This window comes from bacterium (genome assembly GCA_029210545.1).
Lineage (GTDB): Bacteria > BMS3Abin14 > BMS3Abin14 > BMS3Abin14 > BMS3Abin14 > JARGFV01.
The window spans coordinates 1-20,613 of sequence record JARGFV010000039.1; the positions used below are offsets into that span (position 1 = coordinate 1).

At 58.3% G+C, this 20,613-nt stretch carries 12 protein-coding genes; all 12 read left to right on the top strand.

The annotated features are described in order from the left end of the window. Positions 1 to 186: 186 nt before the first annotated feature. The 12 genes from hemC (at position 187) to P1S46_05910 (ending at position 20,376) form a co-directional block, all read left to right on the top strand. Positions 187 to 1,122: a hydroxymethylbilane synthase gene (hemC, locus tag P1S46_05855; GenBank protein ID MDF1536015.1), complete on the top strand. Its 936-nt coding sequence runs from the start codon at positions 187 to 189 to the stop codon at positions 1,120 to 1,122. Positions 1,123 to 1,668: 546 nt separating this feature from the next. Next, positions 1,669 to 2,472, top strand: coding sequence for a uroporphyrinogen-III synthase (locus tag P1S46_05860; GenBank protein MDF1536016.1), 804 nt, complete (start codon positions 1,669 to 1,671; stop codon positions 2,470 to 2,472). A 499-nt stretch (positions 2,473 to 2,971) separates the two neighbouring features. Further along, positions 2,972 to 4,762, top strand: coding sequence for a type IV-A pilus assembly ATPase PilB (gene pilB / locus P1S46_05865; protein ID MDF1536017.1), 1,791 nt, complete (start codon positions 2,972 to 2,974; stop codon positions 4,760 to 4,762). Positions 4,763 to 4,997: 235 nt separating this feature from the next. Next, entirely contained in the window at positions 4,998 to 6,074 is a 1,077-nt protein-coding gene (locus tag P1S46_05870; GenBank protein MDF1536018.1) for a type IV pilus twitching motility protein PilT, read from the top strand. A gap of 108 nt (positions 6,075 to 6,182) precedes the next feature. Then, on the top strand, positions 6,183 to 7,391 hold the full coding sequence (locus tag P1S46_05875) for a type II secretion system F family protein (protein MDF1536019.1): 1,209 nt from the start codon (positions 6,183 to 6,185) through the stop codon (positions 7,389 to 7,391). Between the two features lie 19 nt (positions 7,392 to 7,410). Continuing rightward, a complete protein-coding gene (locus tag P1S46_05880; protein MDF1536020.1) occupies positions 7,411 to 9,081 on the top strand; it encodes an ATP-binding protein in 1,671 nt (556 codons plus the stop codon). Next, positions 9,078 to 10,469 carry a sigma-54 dependent transcriptional regulator gene (locus P1S46_05885; protein ID MDF1536021.1) on the top strand — a complete coding sequence of 464 codons (1,392 nt, stop codon included), beginning with the start codon at positions 9,078 to 9,080 and terminating at the stop codon, positions 10,467 to 10,469. The genes P1S46_05880 and P1S46_05885 overlap by 4 nt, the downstream gene beginning before the upstream one ends. A gap of 918 nt (positions 10,470 to 11,387) precedes the next feature. Continuing rightward, entirely contained in the window at positions 11,388 to 13,193 is a 1,806-nt protein-coding gene (locus tag P1S46_05890) for a hypothetical protein (protein MDF1536022.1), read from the top strand. 22 nt (positions 13,194 to 13,215) lie between these two features. Continuing rightward, a complete protein-coding gene (locus tag P1S46_05895; protein MDF1536023.1) occupies positions 13,216 to 16,905 on the top strand; it encodes a response regulator in 3,690 nt (1,229 codons plus the stop codon). Between the two features lie 12 nt (positions 16,906 to 16,917). Then, complete coding sequence (locus P1S46_05900; protein MDF1536024.1) at positions 16,918 to 17,466, top strand: tetratricopeptide repeat protein; 549 nt, start codon at positions 16,918 to 16,920, stop codon at positions 17,464 to 17,466. A 118-nt stretch (positions 17,467 to 17,584) separates the two neighbouring features. Further along, positions 17,585 to 19,441, top strand: coding sequence for a response regulator (locus P1S46_05905; GenBank protein MDF1536025.1), 1,857 nt, complete (start codon positions 17,585 to 17,587; stop codon positions 19,439 to 19,441). Positions 19,442 to 19,527: 86 nt separating this feature from the next. Next, positions 19,528 to 20,376, top strand: a complete 849-nt coding sequence (locus tag P1S46_05910) for a YicC family protein (GenBank protein ID MDF1536026.1) — start codon at positions 19,528 to 19,530, stop codon at positions 20,374 to 20,376. The last annotated feature ends 237 nt before the right edge of the window (positions 20,377 to 20,613 follow it).

Consider the following 20,613-nt stretch of genomic DNA (forward strand, 5'->3'; position numbering starts at 1 on the left):
TTCAAGAAAAGACCCAAAAAAGGGCTTTCCGAAAAACCTATAGCAGCGTGTCAAGAGGTTTTCCGACACGCTGCTAGTGAGCCGCTTTTGCATTCTTCGCGTTATAAGCTTTTGACTGTTTCTTGGATTTTGGATCTTAGATCTTGGACTAACGAAAAAAATAAGAAATTCAACAGGAGGCTTTAATTGAACAACACCATTCGCATCGGCACCCGGGGAAGCCAGCTGGCGCTGTGGCAGGCGAACTGGGTCAAGGAACAGTTGATCCGCCATCACCCCAACCTGGACGTCCAGATCCGGACCATCAAGACCACCGGGGACAAGATCCTGGACGTGCCCCTGGCGAAAGTCGGCGGCAAGGGCCTTTTCGTCAAGGAGATCGAGGAGGCGCTGCTGGACAAGTCGGTGGACCTCGCCGTCCACAGCATGAAGGACGTCCCCACCGAGCTGCCTGAGGGCCTGGGCATCGTCGCCGTTTCCAGGCGCGAGGACCCGCGGGACGCCGTTCTCGGGAGCGCAGACACCCCCATCCTCGAACTGCCCGAGGGGGCGAAGATCGGCACCAGCAGCCTGCGCCGCCAGGCCCAGCTGTTAGCCGCCCGCCCGGACTTCGTCATCCAGCCGCTGCGGGGCAACATCAACACCCGCCTGAGGAAACTCAAGGAGGGGATGTACGACGCCATCATCCTGGCCATGGCCGGCGTGAGCCGCCTGGGCTGGGAGAACGAAGTCACCGAGGTCATCGATCCCGACATCATGCTTCCGGCCATCGGCCAGGGCGCCCTTGGCATCGAGGCACGGCTGGCCGACAAGACCACCCTGGACCGGATCGCTTTCTTCAACGATGACGCCACCAGTTCGTGCGTCACCGCCGAGCGGGCCTTCCTTCACCGCCTCGAGGGAGGATGCCAGGTCCCCATCGCCGCCCACGCCGTTCGGGAGGGCGACAAGGTGGCCCTCACCGGTCTCGTGGCCAGCGTGGACGGCAGGCGGATCATCAGGGATACCGACCGGGGCCCGGCCGCCGACGCGGCCAAGCTCGGAAGCTCGCTGGCCGGCCGGATCCTCGAGGCCGGGGGCAGGGAGATCCTGGAAGAGGTTTATTGCAGGGAAATGAAATAATTAACCGGTGTCTGGTATCTGGAAAGAGCAGAATCCAGGAGCCAGGAGAAAAGCCTGTGTCGGGGTGATCACCCCTTTGGCGTGACAGGCTGTGTTTCGGAGTGTCGGCGTAAAACATTATGAACACGATTGTCATCGCGAGTTGAACCTGGACGAAGCGATCTCAGGTAATTAAGCTGAAAGGCAAAGCTTTAACGCAGAGTTACGCGGAGGCGGCTCTCTGGTAGGCCGCACAATCCGCAGAGTTTCGCAGTAAAGAAATGAATAAGGTTTAACTGCGGTCCCCTGCGGTGGCGCCTGGGAAGTGGCGCCCTCCGCGGCCCTCCGCGTTCCAGCTTTGATGGACTCGCAAAAAGTCCATCAAAGCGCCCCGCGCGGGGCGCCCAAATCAATGACCCGTCCCGCAAGTCATTAATTTGCGGGATAAGTCATTGATTTGTAAGGAAAGGGAAAACGACGCTTTTCCCTTTCCGTGGAGCGAAAAGTCCCGGATTGGACTTTTTGCGACCCTGTCAGCTTTAGATGCTGTGGAAACAGGAAAGGGTTATGAAAAACCCGAGCGGAAATCTGCCCCTCGATGGGATCAGAGTGCTGGTGACGCGGGCCTGGTCCCAGTCCGCTGACATGGTCAGCAGGCTCGAATCGAAGGGCGCGCGGGTCCGGGTGGTCCCCGCGGTGCACATGGAGCCGGAAGCCGACCCTGCAGGGATAAGACAGGCCCTGAGCGACCCCGGCGGCGCCGATCACCTCCTTTTCACTTCGGTCAACGGGGTGGAATTCTTCCTGAAATTCCTGGAAAATGAACGGGCAGGATCCGGGGCGCACATTGGTGACCTGCCCCCGGCAATGTGCGTGGGATCGAAAACCGCCCTGGCCTGGGAAAGAGCCGGCGGGAAGGTGTCCCTGGTGCCGGAGCGGTACACGGCCCAGGGCCTCCTGGAGATGCTCCCTTCTGACCTTTCGGGGCAGCGTTTTTTACTGTTCAGGCCCCGGGAGGTGACGACTCCCCTGGGTGAGCTGATCGAGGCCCGGGGGGGCATTGTGCGGGAGGTTATCCTTTATCGCACGGTGGTTCCCGAAGAGGGGGCCGCCGCGTTAAAAACAGCGCTGGCCGAAGGGCTGGACGTGGTCACCTTCGCCAGCCCCTCGGCGGTAAAAGGAACGGTAGAGCTGCTGGGGAAAGTGGAAGGTGAAAAGTGGAAAAAGATCTTAGACCTGCCGGCTCTGTGTATCGGGCCAACGACTGCTGAGGCTGCCCGTGAGGCCGGGTTCACCAACATCCATTTCCCCGCCGAGCACACCGGCGGGGGAATGGTCGAAATGCTTACCAGACTGCTTGGTAGCAGCTGAAAAGGAGAGCGAAGCGCAAAGAACGAAGAACGAAGTGGGAGCTTTTCCTTCGCACTTCGAACTTTGATGGACTCGCAAATAGTCCATCAACGCACCCCGCGCGGGGTGCCCAAATCAATGACCCGTCCCGCAAGTCATTAATTTGCGGGATAAGTCATTGATTTGTAAGGAAAGGGAAAACGACGCTTTTCCCTTTCCGTGGAGCGAAAAGTCCCGGATTGGACTTTTTGCGACCCTGTCAAAGACAAATGGGAATGGCACTATAAGCATCATGAATCAGGCGGGGTTGAGCTATTCCGGAAACAGACATGGAATCCAGGCTCAGCCGGATTCCGTGTTCCTGAGCTTGCCTTCCGCAGGCAGGGGGGAACCATACCCGAAATCCGGACCTAAAAAAAAGCATCGGAGGATTTCGGGTGAACTTGACAAAACCCTTCACTGTCAATAGCCTGTAGGTTGATCATTTCACACAGTTATAACTACGGGGAGTGAGACCGATATGGCAGCAGCGCGTCTGGGCGAGATGCTCGTCAAAGCCAAGATCATTTCCGAGGATCAGCTCAAGCAGGCCCTCGAGGAGCAGAGCAAGTCCGGGGGCCGTCTGGGGTACAACCTGGCCAAGCTGAACATCCTGGAAGAGGCGGAGATAGTTTCCTTCCTTAGCAAACAGTACGGTGTCCCCTCCATCAACCTGGTGGATTTCGAGGTTGACCCGGGCATCATCAAGCTCATCCCGGGAAAGACGGCCAAGAAGTACCAGCTGGTGCCCATCAGCCGCACGGGAGGTACCCTGACCCTGGCCATGGCCGATCCCACCAATGTCTTTGCCCTTGACGACATCAAGTTCATGACCGGCTACAATGTGGAGCCGGTGGTGGCATCCGAGACCGCCATCGAGGACGCCATCATGAAGTACTACGAGAGCGGCGGGTTCGGGTCAGGGAAGGCCGACATCTCCGGGGCTGACTACTCCCTGGAAGGAATGGACGATGGCGGGTTCGCCGGTGAGATGGAGATCGGGGACATGGTGGATGTCGACGAGTTCGATACCCTGGTCAAGGGCGCCGTGGACGACGTGGAGGTTATCGAGGACACATCCGACGACGTGCTCAGCGGGGATGTGGAAGCCCCCATCATCAAGCTGGTCAACGGTCTTCTTGTGCGCGCCTACAAGATGAAGGTCAGCGATGTCCACATCGAACCGTACGAGAAGGTCATGCGGGTCCGTTACAGGCTGGACGGGGTGTGCAAAACCATGATGAATCTCCCTCTGAAGATCCGGAACGCCGTGCTCTCGAGGGTCAAGATCATGTCCAAGCTGGACATCGCCGAGCGCCGCCTGCCCCAGGACGGCAGGATCAAGATGAAGCTCGGGCGCCGGGCCGAGATCGATTTCCGTGTTTCGGTCCTTCCCACCCTGTTCGGAGAAAAGATCGTCCTCAGGCTCCTGGACAAGGCCAACCTGCAGCTGGACATGACCAAACTCGGCTTCGAGGAGGCGGCCCTGGCCGATTTCAAGGAGGCGATCCATAAACCGTTCGGGATGGTCCTGGTCACCGGCCCTACCGGAAGCGGCAAGACCACGACCCTTTACTCCGCTCTGGCTGACCTCAATACCGACGACGTGAACATCATGACGGCCGAGGACCCGGTGGAGTTCAACCTCATGGGGATCAACCAGGTCCAGATGCACGACGAGATCGGTTTGAACTTCGCCGCCTCACTGCGTTCTTTCCTGAGGCAGGACCCCGACATCATCCTGGTTGGGGAGATCCGGGACTACGAGACGGCTGAGATCGGGATCAAGGCGGCCCTTACGGGCCACATGGTTCTTTCGACCCTCCACACAAACGACGCCCCGGCCACGATCAACCGTCTCCTCAACATGGGAGTGGAGCCCTTCCTGGTGGCCTCGGCGGTGATCATGGTCGTGGCACAGCGCCTTGCCCGCAAGGTATGCGAGAACTGCAAACAGGTGGTGGACGTGCCTATCGCCGCCCTCGTCGACGTAGGGTTCAAGGAGGAGGAGGCCGGGACCATCACCTGTTACAAGGGGGAAGGATGCAGCACCTGCGGAGGCACAGGGTATAAAGGGCGCGTGGCTCTTTACGAGGTCATGGTGGTCTCCGACCAGGTCAAGGAGATCATTCTCCAGGGGGGGACCACCTTTGAGATCAAGGCTGCGGCTATCGAGGGCGGCATGAAGTCCCTGCGCCAGAGCGGTCTTCAGAAGATCAAGGAAGGGGTGACCACCATCGAGGAGATCCTCAGGGTCACCTTCGGAGACTAGAATCCAGGATACTCTCATAGAAAATCAACGGGGATCCCGGATTGTGTATGTAGACCAGACAAAAACAGATTAGACACCGAAAATCGGATTCTGGAAAATTAAATCAAAGGCACGGAATGTTTCCGGCCGAATAGCTTTTAGCAGCGCCCCGGATTTGCTGAGTCGCTGTTAAAAGGGGGAAAGCATGAACAAACCCGATACCAGCGGAGTGCCACTGGGTGTTGACTCCCAGGAAGTGCCCGGCATCCACCAGTTGCTGAAGTTTATGGTGGACAACAAGGCCAGCGACCTGCACATCACCCCCGGAACGCCGCCGCAGCTGCGGATCGACGGCGCGTTAAGGCCTATCAACGTCCCCACCCTGGCGCCCCCGGACACCAAGAAGATCGCCTACAGCCTGCTCACGGATGCCCAGAAACACGTTTTCGAGGAGGACAAGGAACTTGACTTTTCCTTCGGGGTCAAGGGGCTGTCCCGGTTCCGCGCCAACGTTTTCCAGACGAGGGGATCTGTAGGGATCGCCATCCGGACCATCCCCTTCGAGATCATGTCCTTCGATAGCCTGGGTCTGCCCAAGGTGGTTGAAGAGCTCAACAAGCGGCCCAAGGGCCTCGTTCTGGTCACCGGGCCAACGGGAAGCGGCAAGTCCACGACCCTTGCCGCCATGGTCGACAGGATCAACTCCACCCGGCACGAGCACATCATCACCATCGAGGACCCCATCGAGTTCCTTCATCCCCACAAAAGCTGCGTGGTCAACCAGCGGGAGGTCGGGGCCGACACCTCCACCTTCAAGAGGGCCCTCAAGTCGATCCTCCGGCAGGACCCCGACATCGTCCTCATCGGCGAGATGCGGGATCTGGAGACCATCGAAGCGGCCCTTTCCGTGGCCGAGACGGGACACCTGGTGTTCGGCACCCTGCACACGAACAACTGTGTCCAGACCATCAACAGGATCCTGGACGTCTTTCCGCCCTACCAGCAGCCCCAGATCAGGGCCCAGCTGTCCTTCGTGCTGGAGGGAGTCCTGTCCCAGACCCTGATTCCCAAAAAAGGCGGGGGACGCTGTCTTGCACTCGAAGTCATGGTGCCCAACGCGGCCATCAGGAACCTCATCCGCGAAGACAAGGTCCACCAGATCTACTCCATCATGCAGGTGGGGCAGACCAAGTTCGGCATGCAAACCATGAACCAGTCCCTCCTGGAACTCTATCTCAAAGGGACGATCCCCGTGGAAGAGGTTCTGGGGAGGACCACCAACCCTGAAGAGATGCGTCAGATGCTGACGCAGGCCGGGGTCAGTATCGGGTAACGGTCCAGCTACGAGGAAAGGGAAAACGACGCTTTTCCCTTTCCGTTGAGCAAAAAGTCCCGCCCGGACTTTTCGCGATGCTATCAAGATCAATCGGGGAGGAAGTCCATGCCTGAGTTCAATTGGGAAGCCAAGACCGCCAAAGGTGAAGTCAAGAAGGGCACCATGGAGGCCGTGAGCCCGGACGCCGTTCACGCGGCGCTGAGGCGCCAGGGACTGAACCCTTCCAAGGTCAAGGCCAAACCCAAGGAGATCAAGATCAGCATCCCGGGCTTCAAGGAGAAGGTCAAGGAGCGGGACATCGTCATCTTTACCCGCCAGTTCGCCACGATGATCGATGCCGGGCTTCCCCTGGTCCAGTGCCTCGAGATCCTTTCCAGCCAGGCCGAAAACAAGACCCTGGGCAAAGCGCTGGATACCGTCCAGAGTGACGTTGAGGGCGGTTCGGCCTACGCCGAGGCTCTCGGGCGCCACCCCAAGATCTTCGATGAACTTTATGTGAACATGGTTGCCGCCGGGGAGGCCGGGGGTATCCTGGACACCATCCTTTCCAGGCTGGCCGCCTATATTGAAAAGGCGATGGCCCTCAAGAAGAAGGTCAAGTCAGCCATGGTATACCCCATCACCATCCTGATTGTGGCCGTTGGCGTGGTGGCCCTCCTCATGGTGTTCGTTATCCCCAAGTTCGCCGACATGTTCACCGGCATGGGCGGTGAGCTGCCCGCGTTGACCCAGCTCGTCATCGACATGAGCAATTTCGCGTCGAGCTACAAGATGCTCATCTTCATCGGCGGTTTTTTCGTCTTCAGCGCCCTCTTCAAGAGGTATTACGCTACCGTCAGCGGGAAACGGCGCATGGACGGTGTTTTCCTGAGAGCCCCCATCGTAGGCCCCCTCATCCGTAAGGTGGCGGTGGCAAAGTTCACACGGACCCTGGGAACCATGCTCTCTTCCGGAGTGCCCCTTTTAGACGCCCTGGATATCTGTGCACGGACGGCGGGGAACAAGGTCGTGGAGGAGGCTGTGTACTTCACCCGGGACAGCATCAGCGAGGGCAAGACCATTGCTGAACCGCTGGAAGAGTCGGGGGTCTTTCCCCCCATGGTGGTACAGATGATCAGCGTCGGGGAGGCCACCGGCGCCCTGGACGCCATGCTCAGCAAGATCGCGGACTTTTACGACGAAGAGGTGGACACCGCGGTCGAGGCCCTCACATCCCTGATGGAGCCGATAATGATGGTGTTCCTGGGCGGGGCCATCGGGTTCGTGGTCATCGCCATGTACCTCCCGATCTTCAAGATGGCCACCCTCGGGTAGCCCCGGCTCCCCCACCTTGATGTCACCGGGTACCGGCAGTCCCCTGTTCAGACACTCCCAGGAACTGCCCCTGCTCCTGAAGATCCTCATGGTCTTCAGGGTTGCTACCGTCACCCTCTTCCTGGGCGGTGCGGTGGTCATCCAGCTCAAGGGCAGCCAGGCGCTGTTCTTCGCTCCCCTCTTCACCATCTACCTGCTCGTCGTCGGCGTCTACCTCCTGACCATCCTCTTCGCCACCATTTTCAACCAGGTGGAGAACCTGCCCCGGTTCGCCGCTTACCAGGTGGGCGTCGATCTCCTCATTTACACCTTCGTGGTTTTCCTCACGGGAGGGCACAGCAGCCCCTTCCCCTTCCTTTTCCTGTTCTCCATCCTGTGGGCCGCCCTGGCCCTTCATGGCGGGGGCTACTGGACCGCCTCGGTTTCCTCCATCCTTTACGGCGGTGTCGTGGACCTGCAGTACTACAGTCTGGTCATGCCCCCCCAGGCGGCGGAACTGGCCGACCTGCTCCTGGTCAACCCGTGGGACATCATGGGGCGGGTATTCATGCACATCACCGCCTTCTTCGCGGTGGCTTTCCTCGGACACATGATCAGCCACCGCTACCGCGCGGCCCGGGAGGAACTTTCAGAAAAAACGGTGGACCTGGAAAAGCTCAGGACCCTCAGCGATGTCGTGTTCGAGAGCATCACCAGCGGCATCGCTGTCCTGGACAGGGAAGGCGCCATCCGGTCCATGAACTCGGCAGCTGAAAAGATGCTGAGCCTGGAAGGCAGGATGACCCGCACGGGAAGGCGGCCGAAGGACGTATTCTCGGGGATCCCCATCCAGGACCTGCTGCAAAGGGCGTCCGCGGGGAGGGTCGACCGGTGGGAGGGGAGTTTCACCGATGAGGAGGATGAGGACCGTGTTCTGGGCCTTTCCATCTCCCCCCTCAAGGAACCTGAGAAGGGGTTCGTCGTTATCTTCCAGGATCTGACCGAACTCCGGGAGATGGAGGGCAAGCTCAGGGTGTCGGATAAACTTTCCGCTATTGGAAGGATGGCCGCCAGCATTGCCCACGAGGTCCGGAACCCCCTGGCCTCCATGAGTGGATCGATCCAGATCCTGAAAAAGGACCTGGACCTTCACGGTGAGGATCTGCGCCTCATGGATATCGTGCTCAAGGAGACACAGCGTCTCAACGACCTTTTAGGGAACTTCCTGGATTACGCCCGCCCACCCTCCCCACGGTTCGAGGATGTCGATCTGAGGGATATCGTCTCAGACACGGTGAACTTCCTGGACCCGGTGGTCACCGCGGGCGAGATTTCCCTTGAAACCGACCTCCCTGCCGAGCCGGTGATCCTGTCCCTTGACGTTTCCCAGATGCGGCAGATCCTCATGAACCTTGTAAAGAACGCGGCCGACGCCGTCTCCAGGGGAGGCCGGATCACGGTGTCCGTGGTCAGGGACGATAACGGGGGCGGCAGCGTCCTGGCCGTGAGCGACGACGGACCGGGCATCCCCGACGAGGTCCTGCCCGAGATCTTCGAGCCGTTCAAGACCACCAAGGATCACGGCACCGGGCTCGGGCTTGCCATCGTCTACCAGTTGGTGCAGATTCATAAGGGTACGATCGATGTGCGCACCGAAGAAGGCAGGGGAACCACCGTGTCCGTTAACCTGCCGCCGTGGAGGTCCCATTGAGCCTGAAGGGCAAGGGGAAGATCCTCATCGTGGACGACGAGCGCTCCATGAGGGAGATGCTGGAGATCTTCCTCAGGCGTGAGGGGTATGCCGTTGCCGGCAGCGCCAACGCGGCCGGCGCCCTGGCGGCCATGGCCGGCGAAGACTCGTTCGATCTGGTTGTCAGCGACATCAACATGCCTGGCTTGAGCGGCCTGGACCTGCTCAGGGAGGTCCGAAAAAGTGACTCCGGTATCCCGGTGATCATGATCACCGCTTACGGCTCCCCCGACTCGGCCGTGGAGGCCATGAAACTGGGAGCCGCCGACTACATCACCAAGCCGTTCCGCATCGAGGAGATCAAGAGCCGGATAAGCGCCGTCATCGAGAGGCGAAAGCTGGCCGAGGAGAACGTTCAGCTCCACCGCCTGCTCCAGGACCAGTTCAGCTTCGAGAACATCGTGGGCCGGAGCCCGGGGATGAAGCGGATGTTCGAGGTCATCGAGCGCGTCAGCCCCATGGACAGCACCGTGGTGATCACCGGCGCGAGCGGGACAGGCAAGGAACTCATCGCAAGGGCCCTGCACCACCACGGCGCCGGCCGGAAGGGGCCCTTCGTTTCGGTCAACTGCGGGGCCCTGGTGGAAACCCTCCTGGAAAGCGAGCTGTTCGGGCACAGGAAGGGCTCGTTCACCGGGGCCGACTCCAACCGGCAGGGGCTTTTCGAGACAGCCAGCGGCGGGACCCTGTTCCTGGACGAGATCACCGAGACCTCCAGCGCCCTGCAGGTCAAGCTGCTGCGGGCCATCCAGGAACGGGAGGTGGTTCCCGTGGGGGGGACCTTACCGGTCAAGGTGGACGCGAGGATCATCGTCGCGACCAACAGGGATCTTGCGGGGGAGGTGAAGAAGGGGAATTTCCGTGAGGACCTGTATTACCGTCTGAACGTCATCCATATCCAGGTCCCGGCACTCAGGGAAAGGCGCGAGGACATCCCGCTCCTGATGGAGCACTTTTTCAAGCGTCTTGCCACGAGGCAGGGACGGACCCTGGGGTCCGTCGCCCCCGAGGCGATGCGGCATCTCATGGGATACGGTTACCCGGGTAACGTGAGGGAACTGGAAAATATCGTGGAAAGAGCTGTCGCACTGGCTACAGGGGATGAGCTGACGCCTGATCTCCTTCCTGAGGAGGTCCTGCGGGCGCCGGCTGTCCGGTCCCCGGAGGCTGCGGCCATGGACGGGGAAGGGGACCTGGACGCCCGGGTGGCCGATTACGAGAGGCAGCTCATCCTTTCGGCACTCCGGCAGACGGGAGGCAACCGGACCAGGGCGGCCGAGTTCCTGGGAATCACCTTCCGGTCTCTTCGGTACCGCCTCAAGAAGCTGGGAATGGCGGAGGATGACTGAATCCAGGGATTAATAACCGACCGGCGCCAGATCCTGGATTTCACCACAGAGTTACACAGAGAAAGGCCCGGGCGATCATGTAAGAAAACATGGTGGTCGCCTCCCCCTCACCTGAACGTTCAGTCGATTTCGAAGAAATCCCTCCCCCACCGGGGAAGTCAGGTGAGGGGTGGAATTGATTTCCTCTGCCAGCCCTGCCTGTCCACCGTAGCTTCTGTCACCCATAGCCTTGGCGAAGGGTGATAGCGAAGATGGAAGCTTGTCGAAGGGTGACCTCTGTGTGCTCTAGCAGCGTGTCGGAAAACCCTGACACGCTGCGTAAAAGTTTGTCGGAACGACTTTTCTAATGCTTTTTGCCTTCGAATCAACAGGTGATAAAGTTGATGGACCCGCAAAAAGTCCATCAACGCGCCCCGCGTGGGGTGCCCAAATCAATGACCCGCACCGTAAGTCATTGATTTGTAAGGAAAGGGAAAACGATGCTTTTCCCTTTCCCCAGGACACTAATGAGCCAGGAAAAGTCCCGACTGGACTTTTTGCGACTCTATCAAGATTGTAAGTTATAGTTAACACAAGGTATTAAATAAAAAAGACTCAAAAAAATATGTTCCGACAAACTCCAGCTAGGAGTCTGTGCCCTGCCTGTCTAACCAGACAGGCAGGTTCTCCGGCATTACGCCATCCGAAAAAAGTTTAATTATTATAGGGAGTTACAACATTTATGGACGCTGTTATATCTTGACACCATATAGGCCCCATGTTAATCATAAAAAGATGTACAGGTGCGGTAAAATCGGACCTCGCAAGTGTTTGTCCAGAGAAATCAGTGCGCCCCCTGACAAGGCGCATGGAAAGATCAGACCCCGGGATCACTTCACCCGGTAGCCTTTGAATTTGATGAGAAAAGGAGCGTGCCGGATGTCCTTTTGGCGGACAGTCTGTCTTACCGTCCTAACTGCCTGTTTTCTGACCACCTTCACCGTCCGGAGCGCCGAGAGCATCACCGTCAAGCCGGCTGCCTTCGACCGCATCGAAGCAAAGGTGCCGCAGGAGGTTATGGCCGGTGAGGAGTTCGAGGTCCAGGTCACTTTCATGGACCGGTTCGGAAACACCATGCCTGAGGGCTGGAAACCGGAAGCGCCGGTGAGCCTCACGGTTTCCAAGCCTGCCAGCGTCCTGCCGCCCCTTCTCACCCCGGATAACTACATGCCCGGTTTCAGGTTCCGTGTTTCAACCGAAAAGATGGGCGGACTCACCATTTTCCTGAAAGACAGTGCGGGTGAGGTCTTGCAGCAGTGGGAGTTGAATATAAGTTCGGGCCGACCTGTCAAACTCCTTGCCGATATTCCATCCAGAGCTGAGGTCGGGCAGACGGTCACCTTGACCTTCCAGGCCGTGGATATGCACGGCAACGTGGCTTACGGATATTCGCCGGAAAGTTCGTCCCTTACCGTTGAAAACCCGGCCCTTCGGGTCGCCGGAAGTGTCAGATCTCTCGGGAAAGGGAATTTCGAGATCCCTGTTGAACTCCGTTCTGCCGGAGAGCATGCCGTCAGCATCAAGGACCGGAGGAAAAACCTGTCGGGGGATGCCGGCGTCGTCGCCATTGTGCCCGCAGCCCTGGATTCATTTGAGATCAGCGCGGGTCCGAAGGTTACTGCCGGTGAGAGACTGCCGGTAACCATAAAGGCCATGGACAGGTATGGAAACCTGGTCGCCGACTACGATGCCCGGTACAAGGGTGTCAGGCTTTACTCGGACGGGGGAGATATCGCCCCTGACCTTGTTACGCCGGCCTCCTTTGACGGCGGGGTGGCTCAAATCCAGATCGAGATGCGGGCCAGCGGTGATTATTCTATCCAGGTATCCGAGATCCAGAGCAACATCTCGGGAAAGCTCAACCTGACGGTGGTCGCCGGGCAGGTTGAAAAGGTCCTGGTCAAGACCCCCGATTCGGCGGTCGCAGGCGAACCGTTCGAGATCACTCTCGAGGCGCAGGACCGGTTCGGTAACATCGCCGATGTGCCGACGGGAAAGGCGGTGTACCTGGAGTCGACCGGTACTGTACCGCTGAGGCCTGACAGGGTGGATGGCGCCCTTTTTACCGGTGGTACCGCTAAGGTCAAGGTCGTTTACGAAAAAGCCGAGTCTTTCGAGATCAGGGCCTCGATACGGGCGGGGAGTGCCGGTGCCGCCCTGGCCCCGGCTCCCGATCCACGTAAAAAGGAAAAGGCGGCTGCGGAAAGGGCCAGGGAGGATGCGGTCCAGGCACGCAGGGAAGCGAGGCTCAGGGAAAAGAGGAGTTCTGAAAAGACGCCCGAACCTGCTCCTGCCCTGAAACCGGCCGTCCCTGCCAAACCTGCTCCTGCTCCGAAACCGGCCGTCCCTGCCAAACCTCTGCGCCCCGGTGTTCTTGATGGACTGGAGGTAAAGGAGATAAAGGACAGCGCCCAGGTCGTGTTTTCCACTAACGGGATGACCGACTACAACGTCACCACCTCGGCCAAGCTTTCCAGGAAATGGATCGATATCGAATTTCCCGACATCAACCCGGAACTGCCTGAACGTATTGCGGGCGGAGAGAACATCGTCGGAGAGGTCTACGTCGAGGAGCTTGGCAACGATCGTGGCGTTAAGATCTCCATTGAGATCCTGCCGGTCAGGATCGGGTACGACGTTTATCAGGAGGGCAACTCGATCGTCCTCAAGATAACCCGGCAATAATCGAGGCGGAAACCATACCCCCATGTCTGACCTGCGATTCCTCGTCATCGAGGACGACCTTTTCTATCAAACCTATGTGAACGATCTCTTCGCCGGGACCGGCATAGATATCGTCAACGCGAACGATGGAGAGGCCGGGCTTGCGATGGCTGTTGCCGAAAAGCCGGACCTCATCATAACCGACATCGAGATCCCCAAGATCCAGGGTTTCGTCCTTTTAAAAAACCTCCGGGAAAACCCGGAGACAAAGGATATCCCCGTCATCATGATGTCGGGGAAGGTGGAAAAAGATCTTCTGGAGCGTCATTCGAGGCTCAGTACACACGCCGACGGATACCTGTTGAAACCGTTCAGCGGCCAGGATCTTCTCGAACTCATTAAAGGGATCATGGGCTTTGATTTGCAGTCCGGGGCTGCCGGTCCCGGAGAGGGCTCCTCCGGAGGAGATCATCACGAAAGAAGTACTGATCCGGCGGTCGTAACCGGCCAGCTGAATGGCCAGACAGGCGGCGAGGCCGCGGCACCAGCGGGCACCGCAGCGTCGGAAACTCCGGCACAAAAGATTCCGGTGGATAAAGCCGCAGGCTCCATGCTGGCCCTTGTGGTGGACGATTCACAGTATATCCTCGATGTCACTAAAGACTTTCTTAATGAGATGGGGGCCGAGGTGATCGTCGCCTTGGACGGCGAATCCGGTTTCAAACAGGCGGTGGACACGGTTCCTGACGTCATCCTTCTCGACGTCCAGATGCCAGGGGTCAACGGTTTTGTCGTTTGCGAGAAACTGAAAAAGGATCCCGCTACGGCCGGAATCCCGGTTATCCTCATGTCGGCTGTCGTGGACGACGAATCTTTCCAGCGGCATTCCAGACTTCGATATCACGCCGACGCCTATCTCCAGAAACCGTTCATGAAATCGGAACTTCAGGAACTCGTCCTTGGTTTCACCTCGTCGAAGATTACCAGCGCCGCGGGTGTCGAGAGCAAAAAAGGGTTCCTTGTCCCGTCGGAAGATGAGTGGGCGGCTACGGAAGCCCGACAGCCTGAAAGAGATCGGGAGATACACAGGAAGCTCGTGGAGGAGGTCAAAAAAGCACGGGAGGCCATCGAGGCCGCGAAGGAACGTGAGCGGCAGATGTCAGAGGAGCTCGAGGGGGTCCGCCGGGAAAGAGATGGTTTCGAGGAACAGCTGTACCGCGTAAAAGGATCCGTCGAGAGTAAGGAAAAGGACCTGACCGATAAGCTGACCCTGACAGCCCGCCGCTACGAGGAATCACGGCTTGAGGTCGAGAGCCTCACGGAAAAGCTCCGCGTGTTATCGGCCGGTCAGGATGTGACGAGGGATGACACTCAAACAGCCCGCGATCTCCCCGCACTGGAAGGCCAGCTCGCGGAGTTGAAGCGCAGCCTCGATTCGAGTATCGCTGAAAACGAAAAGCTCAAAGCCCGTCTTGCCGATACCGTAACTGCCGACAAGCTCGCGGCATTGGAGGTTCAGGCCGCGGAATACAAGAACAACCTCGATCTGAGTCTCACCGAGAACACACAACTGCGGGCCCATCTCGCTGACACCAGGGAGGTGGATTCACTTAAGGGACAGGTTGATGATCTCAGCTCCCGTCTGGAAAGCGCGGCTGCCAGGGCCGATGAACTGGCTGTGCTGAATAAACAGTTAAAGAAGGAGATGGAAGGAGGGAGCGTCGAAGACGAGGAGTCGACCCGGCGTCTGCGAGATGCCATGGACCGGGCCCAACAGGCGGACCAGGCGAAAGCCGCCCTGGAAAGAGACCTTGCGGCTGCTGTAGCCGCCAAAAACGAGATCGAGGAACAGGTTAAAACCCTCCTGGCCGATAACAGGAAAAGCAAGCGGGGCGAAACCGGTCAGGAAAAGCTGGAAACTCTCAGAAATGAGAACAAGGGGTTGATGGTCCGCATCTCGGAGGCCGAATCCAAGACCAAGTGGCTTGCCGAAGTGGAAAAGCAGCTTGAAACCGTGCAGAAGGAAGCCGACGGACTCCGGCAGGAGCTGGAAAGCGCATCCAGGGAAGACGAAAGCGCTGAGCTGGTAACCCTCCGTGAGAAACTGGCTGCCACGATCAGGAGAGCCGAGAAACTGGAAGCGGATAATACTGAACTTGCCGAGTCCATGTCGGTCGTGGACGAGATCAAGGCCGAAAGGGACGAACTGTCCGAAAAAACCGCCGATCTCGAGAAGCAGCTGGTCGAGAGCATGAAACTGGCTGCCGAAGAGGCCGGGTCGAGGAAAGCTGCGGCCGAGCGTCTGGAAGGCCTGCTGCAGGAAAAACAGCTCCTTGAGGCGGACCTCGAGGAGGCCCGGAAGCTGATGGACAAGTCCGACGAGGACGACGACCGTGTCGCTGCGCTCGAGGCGGAACTTGCGGCGGCAAACAAGCTCAGGGCCCAGAGCGAAAAACAGGTAAAAGAGCTTCGTTCATCGGCAGTCCAGGGCGATGCGAACGCCGGCAGGATCTCGGAACTGGAGGAATCCCGGCAGGAATTGGCCGACAGGCTGGGAGAGGTCCAGGATGAACGGGACGAACTGGCAGAAAAGGTAGCTGAACTTTCAGCTGCCCCCTTTAAAGCCGCGGGAGAAGAAGGCGGGTCGTCCGGCTTCACGGACGACCGGCTCGACCATCTCGAGAAGATACTCAGCAAGACCGTGGCCGAGGCGCAAGCCGCTCTCATGGAACAGAAGGACCGTGAACTGGCCCTGGAGAGGAGCGTGGAGTCTCTCATGCACTCCCTGGACGAGGAAAGGACCTTTTTCAGGGAGGAGAGGGATAAATGGCGGGAACGGGAAAATGAGCTCAAGGACGCCTTCGAAAACGCTCTGAGAGAAAGCCGTCGCATCATGGGTGAGGAGGCCGCGCGTCTTTACCCCATGCACATCCCCCGGCAGGCCCGCCCCCTGGAAGTTGTCACGGGTATGAGGAAATACGGAGTCACAGCGGCTCTCGCGGCGGCGGCAGTGGTTCTTTTCCTGTCCGGACATTTCATTCTCTCCAGATTTGATGCTCCCCAGGAGAAAACGGCCGTTTCTTCCGGGGGGCAGCAGACCCAACCCGTGACCCGGACGCCGGAACCTCAGGAAACATCCCGACCGCCCGTACCTTACCTGTCTTCATCAGGTCCCGGTGACAGCTACGAGGAGTTGTGGAGGAGGAACACGGTTCAGTCGGTCTCCGAGGATATGATGCTCCAGGCCACTTTTCACACGAAGCAGGAGCTCGAGGCGGCCATCAGGTACACAGCCTCCAAGGAGGGGTGGACCAACGAGAGGGTTGCAAAAGCCATGGGGGACCTGGCCAGCACCTACGATCTGGAGGAGTCCTTCTACGTCACCATTTTCAGCAAGAACCTCAAGGGAGGCTACCCCGGATACGCCGACAACTTCGAAAGGCACATCTCCCTGCGAGACGGAACGGGTCATGAAGCCCGGGCTCAACTGCCGGCGGAACTGGAGCGCAGCAAGTTTATCTCAAGCCGCGTTTCGGCAGCGGGCAAGGAGATGAATCCCGTTTTTCTTTACGAGGTCGGTCTCACGGTCGCCTTCCCGAGAAAAGAGCTCGGATCGTCCCCGCAGGGACTTCAGCTGGTCCTGTACGATGTCGGTGCCGTCCCCATGAGAGTCCTCACGTGGGACATGGGTGCCGTCAGTTCCCTTGACCCCGGCCATGAAACAAGCCCTTGAAAGGAGAAGTTCATGAAGGTCATCATGCGGCTGCTGCTCATTTGTCTCGCCATCGGTGTCGGTTTTCCCCAGGCGGCTTATCCGGGCGGCGACAAGGGAAAGGACCCCTACGAAGTCGGGGAAAAATATTTCGCCCAGAACGATCATCGACGGGCCATGACCTATTACAGGAAGGCACTTGGGCAAAACGACGTCAGGGCCTACTACCGGATGGGGATCATTTTCGAGGATTCGGGAAAGGACAGGGACGCTCTCAGGCATTATCGGCGCTACCTGGAACTTGGAAAACCTGACGCTCGATGGAACGACGCCGCGGCGAGGGTGAACCGACTCGAAAAGAAGCTCACGGCAGAATCGGCAAGGTCCTCAGTGCTCCTGGAGAGAGGTAAGTCCCTTTACGCGGAGGGGAAGTACCGTGATGCCGAAAAGGTTCTTCTGGATGCTGCCAGGGAGGACGGTAACAACCCCGAGATCCACTATTATCTTGGAGAGGTGTACATGGCGTTAGAGGAGTACACCAGGGCGACCACGGAATACAATAAGGCTAAGGAACTTTATTAATGCAGTCCAAAGTATCAAGTCCCTGGTATCTTCCACCGGAATCAGGATACGTAAGATGCCCTTTCGTTCTGGGCTTTGACACGAAACACGAAACCCGAAACCCGAACCTGGTTTTTTGATGGACCAGATAAATTATCTTCTTGCACAATTGAGGCGGCAGCCAAACAGGCCTGACCTCCATAACTCCCTGGGGCGCCTGTACCAGCAGCGGGGCGATGTGGGGGACGCTTCCAAGCATTACCTGGCAGCCGCCAAGATCTTTTCTACCCCTGACAGCCCTTCCAGGAACCTGAACAAGGCCATAGCCATCCTCCGTAAGATGGTAAGGGATTTCCCGATCCACCATGATTCCTACTACCTGCTGGCCGAGATCCTCGGTGAAATGGATAACCAGGACGAGGTTATTGAGATATACAGCGCCCTTTCGGAGATCTACCGGAAAGAGGGCAAACACCTTATGGCGGTATCGGTCTTCGACAAGGTCATCAGTTCCATTCCGGATGACCAGAATGTCTGGATCCGCTTCGCCAACCTCAACCGGGACGCAGGGATGCCGTTCCACGCCGCGCAGGCCTTTGTCAGGGCAGCCTCTATAGGTCTCGAAACCCGAAAAGGTGAGTTGCCTGCCGGGCTGGTCCTGGAGGCTCTGCGCCTGGACCCGGAGAACGCGGAAGCCAGGGAACTGATCAAGACACTGGCCGGAAGAGGCCAGACAGGAGCGCAGCAGGAAGAGGGAATCCTCCTCCTTGCGGAGGAGATCGACAGGGGAGGACAGTTCGAGGCGGCCCTGGACCTGCTGGACCTCCTCAAGGGAACCTCGGTCCAGGACAGGGCCAAAGAGATGGCGCTACTGATCAGACGTCACTCCGGTATTGATGACAGTTACCAGGACGGTCAGATCGTACGTTCGCCTGAAGTGTCAAGGTTTGCCGGCATGAAGGTCCTCGTCGTTGACGATGAGCCGGAGATCGTCCTTCTCCTTGAACAGATCCTCGATTCGGAGGGTTTCAGCGTCCTTACAGCACGTGACGGCCAGGAAGGCCTCAATATCTACCTCAGGGAGCGTCCGCCCCTGGTCGTCAGCGACGCAATGCTTCCCAAACTCCACGGGTTCGAGCTGTGCGCCAGGATCAAGGAAGAATCGGACTACACTGCCAGGGTGATGATACTCACGGCGGTATACAAGAAGTATAAATACAAGGGAAAGGTGCAGGCCGAGTACCATGTTGACGAGTATCTGGATAAACCGTTCCAGATAACCGATTTCCTCCAGGTTTTCCGCAAGATGGCGGAAGGTGCCGTCGAGTACACAGGACCCGGAACTGGCGAGGAAGAAAAGCCTGTTCAGCCGTCCACCGGGGAGTTGACGGTCCTGGTGGGCAGCGGCATGGACGCGGAGCTTTCAGCCAAAGTGACGGCTTTTTGCGAACGACGGTCTTTTAAACCTGTCATCACCCACGATTACCGAGCCTTTTTCGATCATCTCAAGAAGGATGCTCCCGACATCCTCCTTATCCGGGACGATATGCCGGGGATCGATCCCTTTATGGCCGGCCATATCGTCAGGTCCTGCATGGATCTCGACCACATGACAATGGTCCTCGTTGCCAGGGACAGATCCAGGCTGGATGTGCCGCAGGTCGAGTTTGACCACCGGGTGGTCGCTCCCATCGACAACAAGGTCCTCGACAACATCATAAACCTGCACAGGTCGGCCAGGGGACAGCAGGAAAAAACCGTTGTCCGTGAAGCAGGGGTGGACGAAAGCCGCATCGAATCCCTCGTCAGGAGCAAGGTCGCGCAAATCCTCAAAAGTCACAACCAGCTCGAGGAGTATTACAGCACAAAGGTCCGTGAGCTCGAGGAGGAACTTCGTCAGCTGAAGGAGAAGGGCGGGGCCGAGGTTGTCGGCGGTGAGGGTGTCCCCGATGAGACAGGGGGATCCGCCGGAGAGGTGAAGGCCGGCGAAGAATAGCGTAGTCAAAACTTTTAGCGAAGTTCTCAAACCTGAAAGGAATGTTTCTGTTGACTGTAAAACCATCCGGTAAAGGTGTAGCGAGCATGACAGGGTACGGGCGAGCCACCGGAGAGACACCCTCCGGCCGGGTCACTGTCGAGGTGCGATCCCTCAACCACAGGTATCTCGATATGGGTGTCAAAGCCCCCCGTACAGCGATGGTGATCGATTCCGAAATCCGTTCTCTGGTCAGGAAAAAAGTTTCCAGGGGCAAGGTGGAGATCTTCGTGACCCTGGAGGAGCGGCCCCGTGAATACGCTGTCGATACCGAGAGGGCTCTGGAGATGGCCAAGGCCCTTGAAGGGGTCGCACGAGCCCTTGGCGATACTGTTCGCCTTGAGCATCTGATCATGGCCGGCGAGATCGTTCCACAGGGGGAATCGGAGTTCGGGGAGGACAGCCTCGCTTCCATCGTCGATACGGCGGACATGGCTCTTGACAGCATGGTTGAGCATCGGCTGCGGGAAGGTGCTTCCCTGGCGGTGGATCTCACTGTGAGGATCGACGACCTTTCGCGTCTCGTTGAAAAGGTGGGTGAGGCAGCCCCGAAGGTCACGGAGAGGACCAGGCAGAACATGCAGCAATTCCTGGATGCACTGGACCTTGGCGAGAAGGTGGACCCGACGAGACTCGAAGTTGAAGTCGCCCTGGCCGCCCAGAGGTCCGACATCGCCGAAGAGATGACCCGGCTGAGGACGCACATGGATGCTTTCAAGGAGGCTGTCGCTGCGGGCGGGGTCATCGGCAGGCGGCTGGATTTCCTCGTCCAGGAGATCCAGCGGGAGATCAACACTATCGGCTCGAAATCAGGGCTCCCGGAGATCTCGGAGGTAGTCGTCGGTTTCAAGACCGACCTGGAAAAGGTCCGGGAACAGGTGCAGAACATTGAGTGATCGCCAGCAAACGGGAAGCGATCACTCAGAGTGCTATGTGCCGGGAGCTGAGAGCTAAGTATTTAGAACATAGTACCTAGCCCGCATTATTCATGATGCAAATGAGATGTCAGCTAACTGTGTGGCAATTAAAGTTGATGACTTCGCAAAAAGTCATCAACGCGCCCCGCGCGGGGCGCCCAAATCAATGACCCGCACCGTAAGTCATTGATTTGTGAGGAAAGGGAAAACGACGCT

Excerpts from the sequence above, each read along its gene's own strand:
- P1S46_05860 (MDF1536016.1), top strand. The coding sequence starts at position 1,669 with ATGAAAAACCCGAGCGGAAATCTGCCCCTCGATGGGATCAGAGTGCTG.
- pilB (MDF1536017.1), top strand. The coding sequence starts at position 2,972 with ATGGCAGCAGCGCGTCTGGGCGAGATGCTCGTCAAAGCCAAGATCATT.
- P1S46_05875 (MDF1536019.1), top strand. The coding sequence starts at position 6,183 with ATGCCTGAGTTCAATTGGGAAGCCAAGACCGCCAAAGGTGAAGTCAAG.
- P1S46_05880 (MDF1536020.1), top strand. The coding sequence starts at position 7,411 with ATGTCACCGGGTACCGGCAGTCCCCTGTTCAGACACTCCCAGGAACTG.
- P1S46_05890 (MDF1536022.1), top strand. The coding sequence starts at position 11,388 with ATGTCCTTTTGGCGGACAGTCTGTCTTACCGTCCTAACTGCCTGTTTT.
- P1S46_05895 (MDF1536023.1), top strand. The coding sequence starts at position 13,216 with ATGTCTGACCTGCGATTCCTCGTCATCGAGGACGACCTTTTCTATCAA.
- P1S46_05900 (MDF1536024.1), top strand. The coding sequence starts at position 16,918 with ATGAAGGTCATCATGCGGCTGCTGCTCATTTGTCTCGCCATCGGTGTC.
- P1S46_05905 (MDF1536025.1), top strand. The coding sequence starts at position 17,585 with ATGGACCAGATAAATTATCTTCTTGCACAATTGAGGCGGCAGCCAAAC.
- P1S46_05910 (MDF1536026.1), top strand. The coding sequence starts at position 19,528 with ATGACAGGGTACGGGCGAGCCACCGGAGAGACACCCTCCGGCCGGGTC.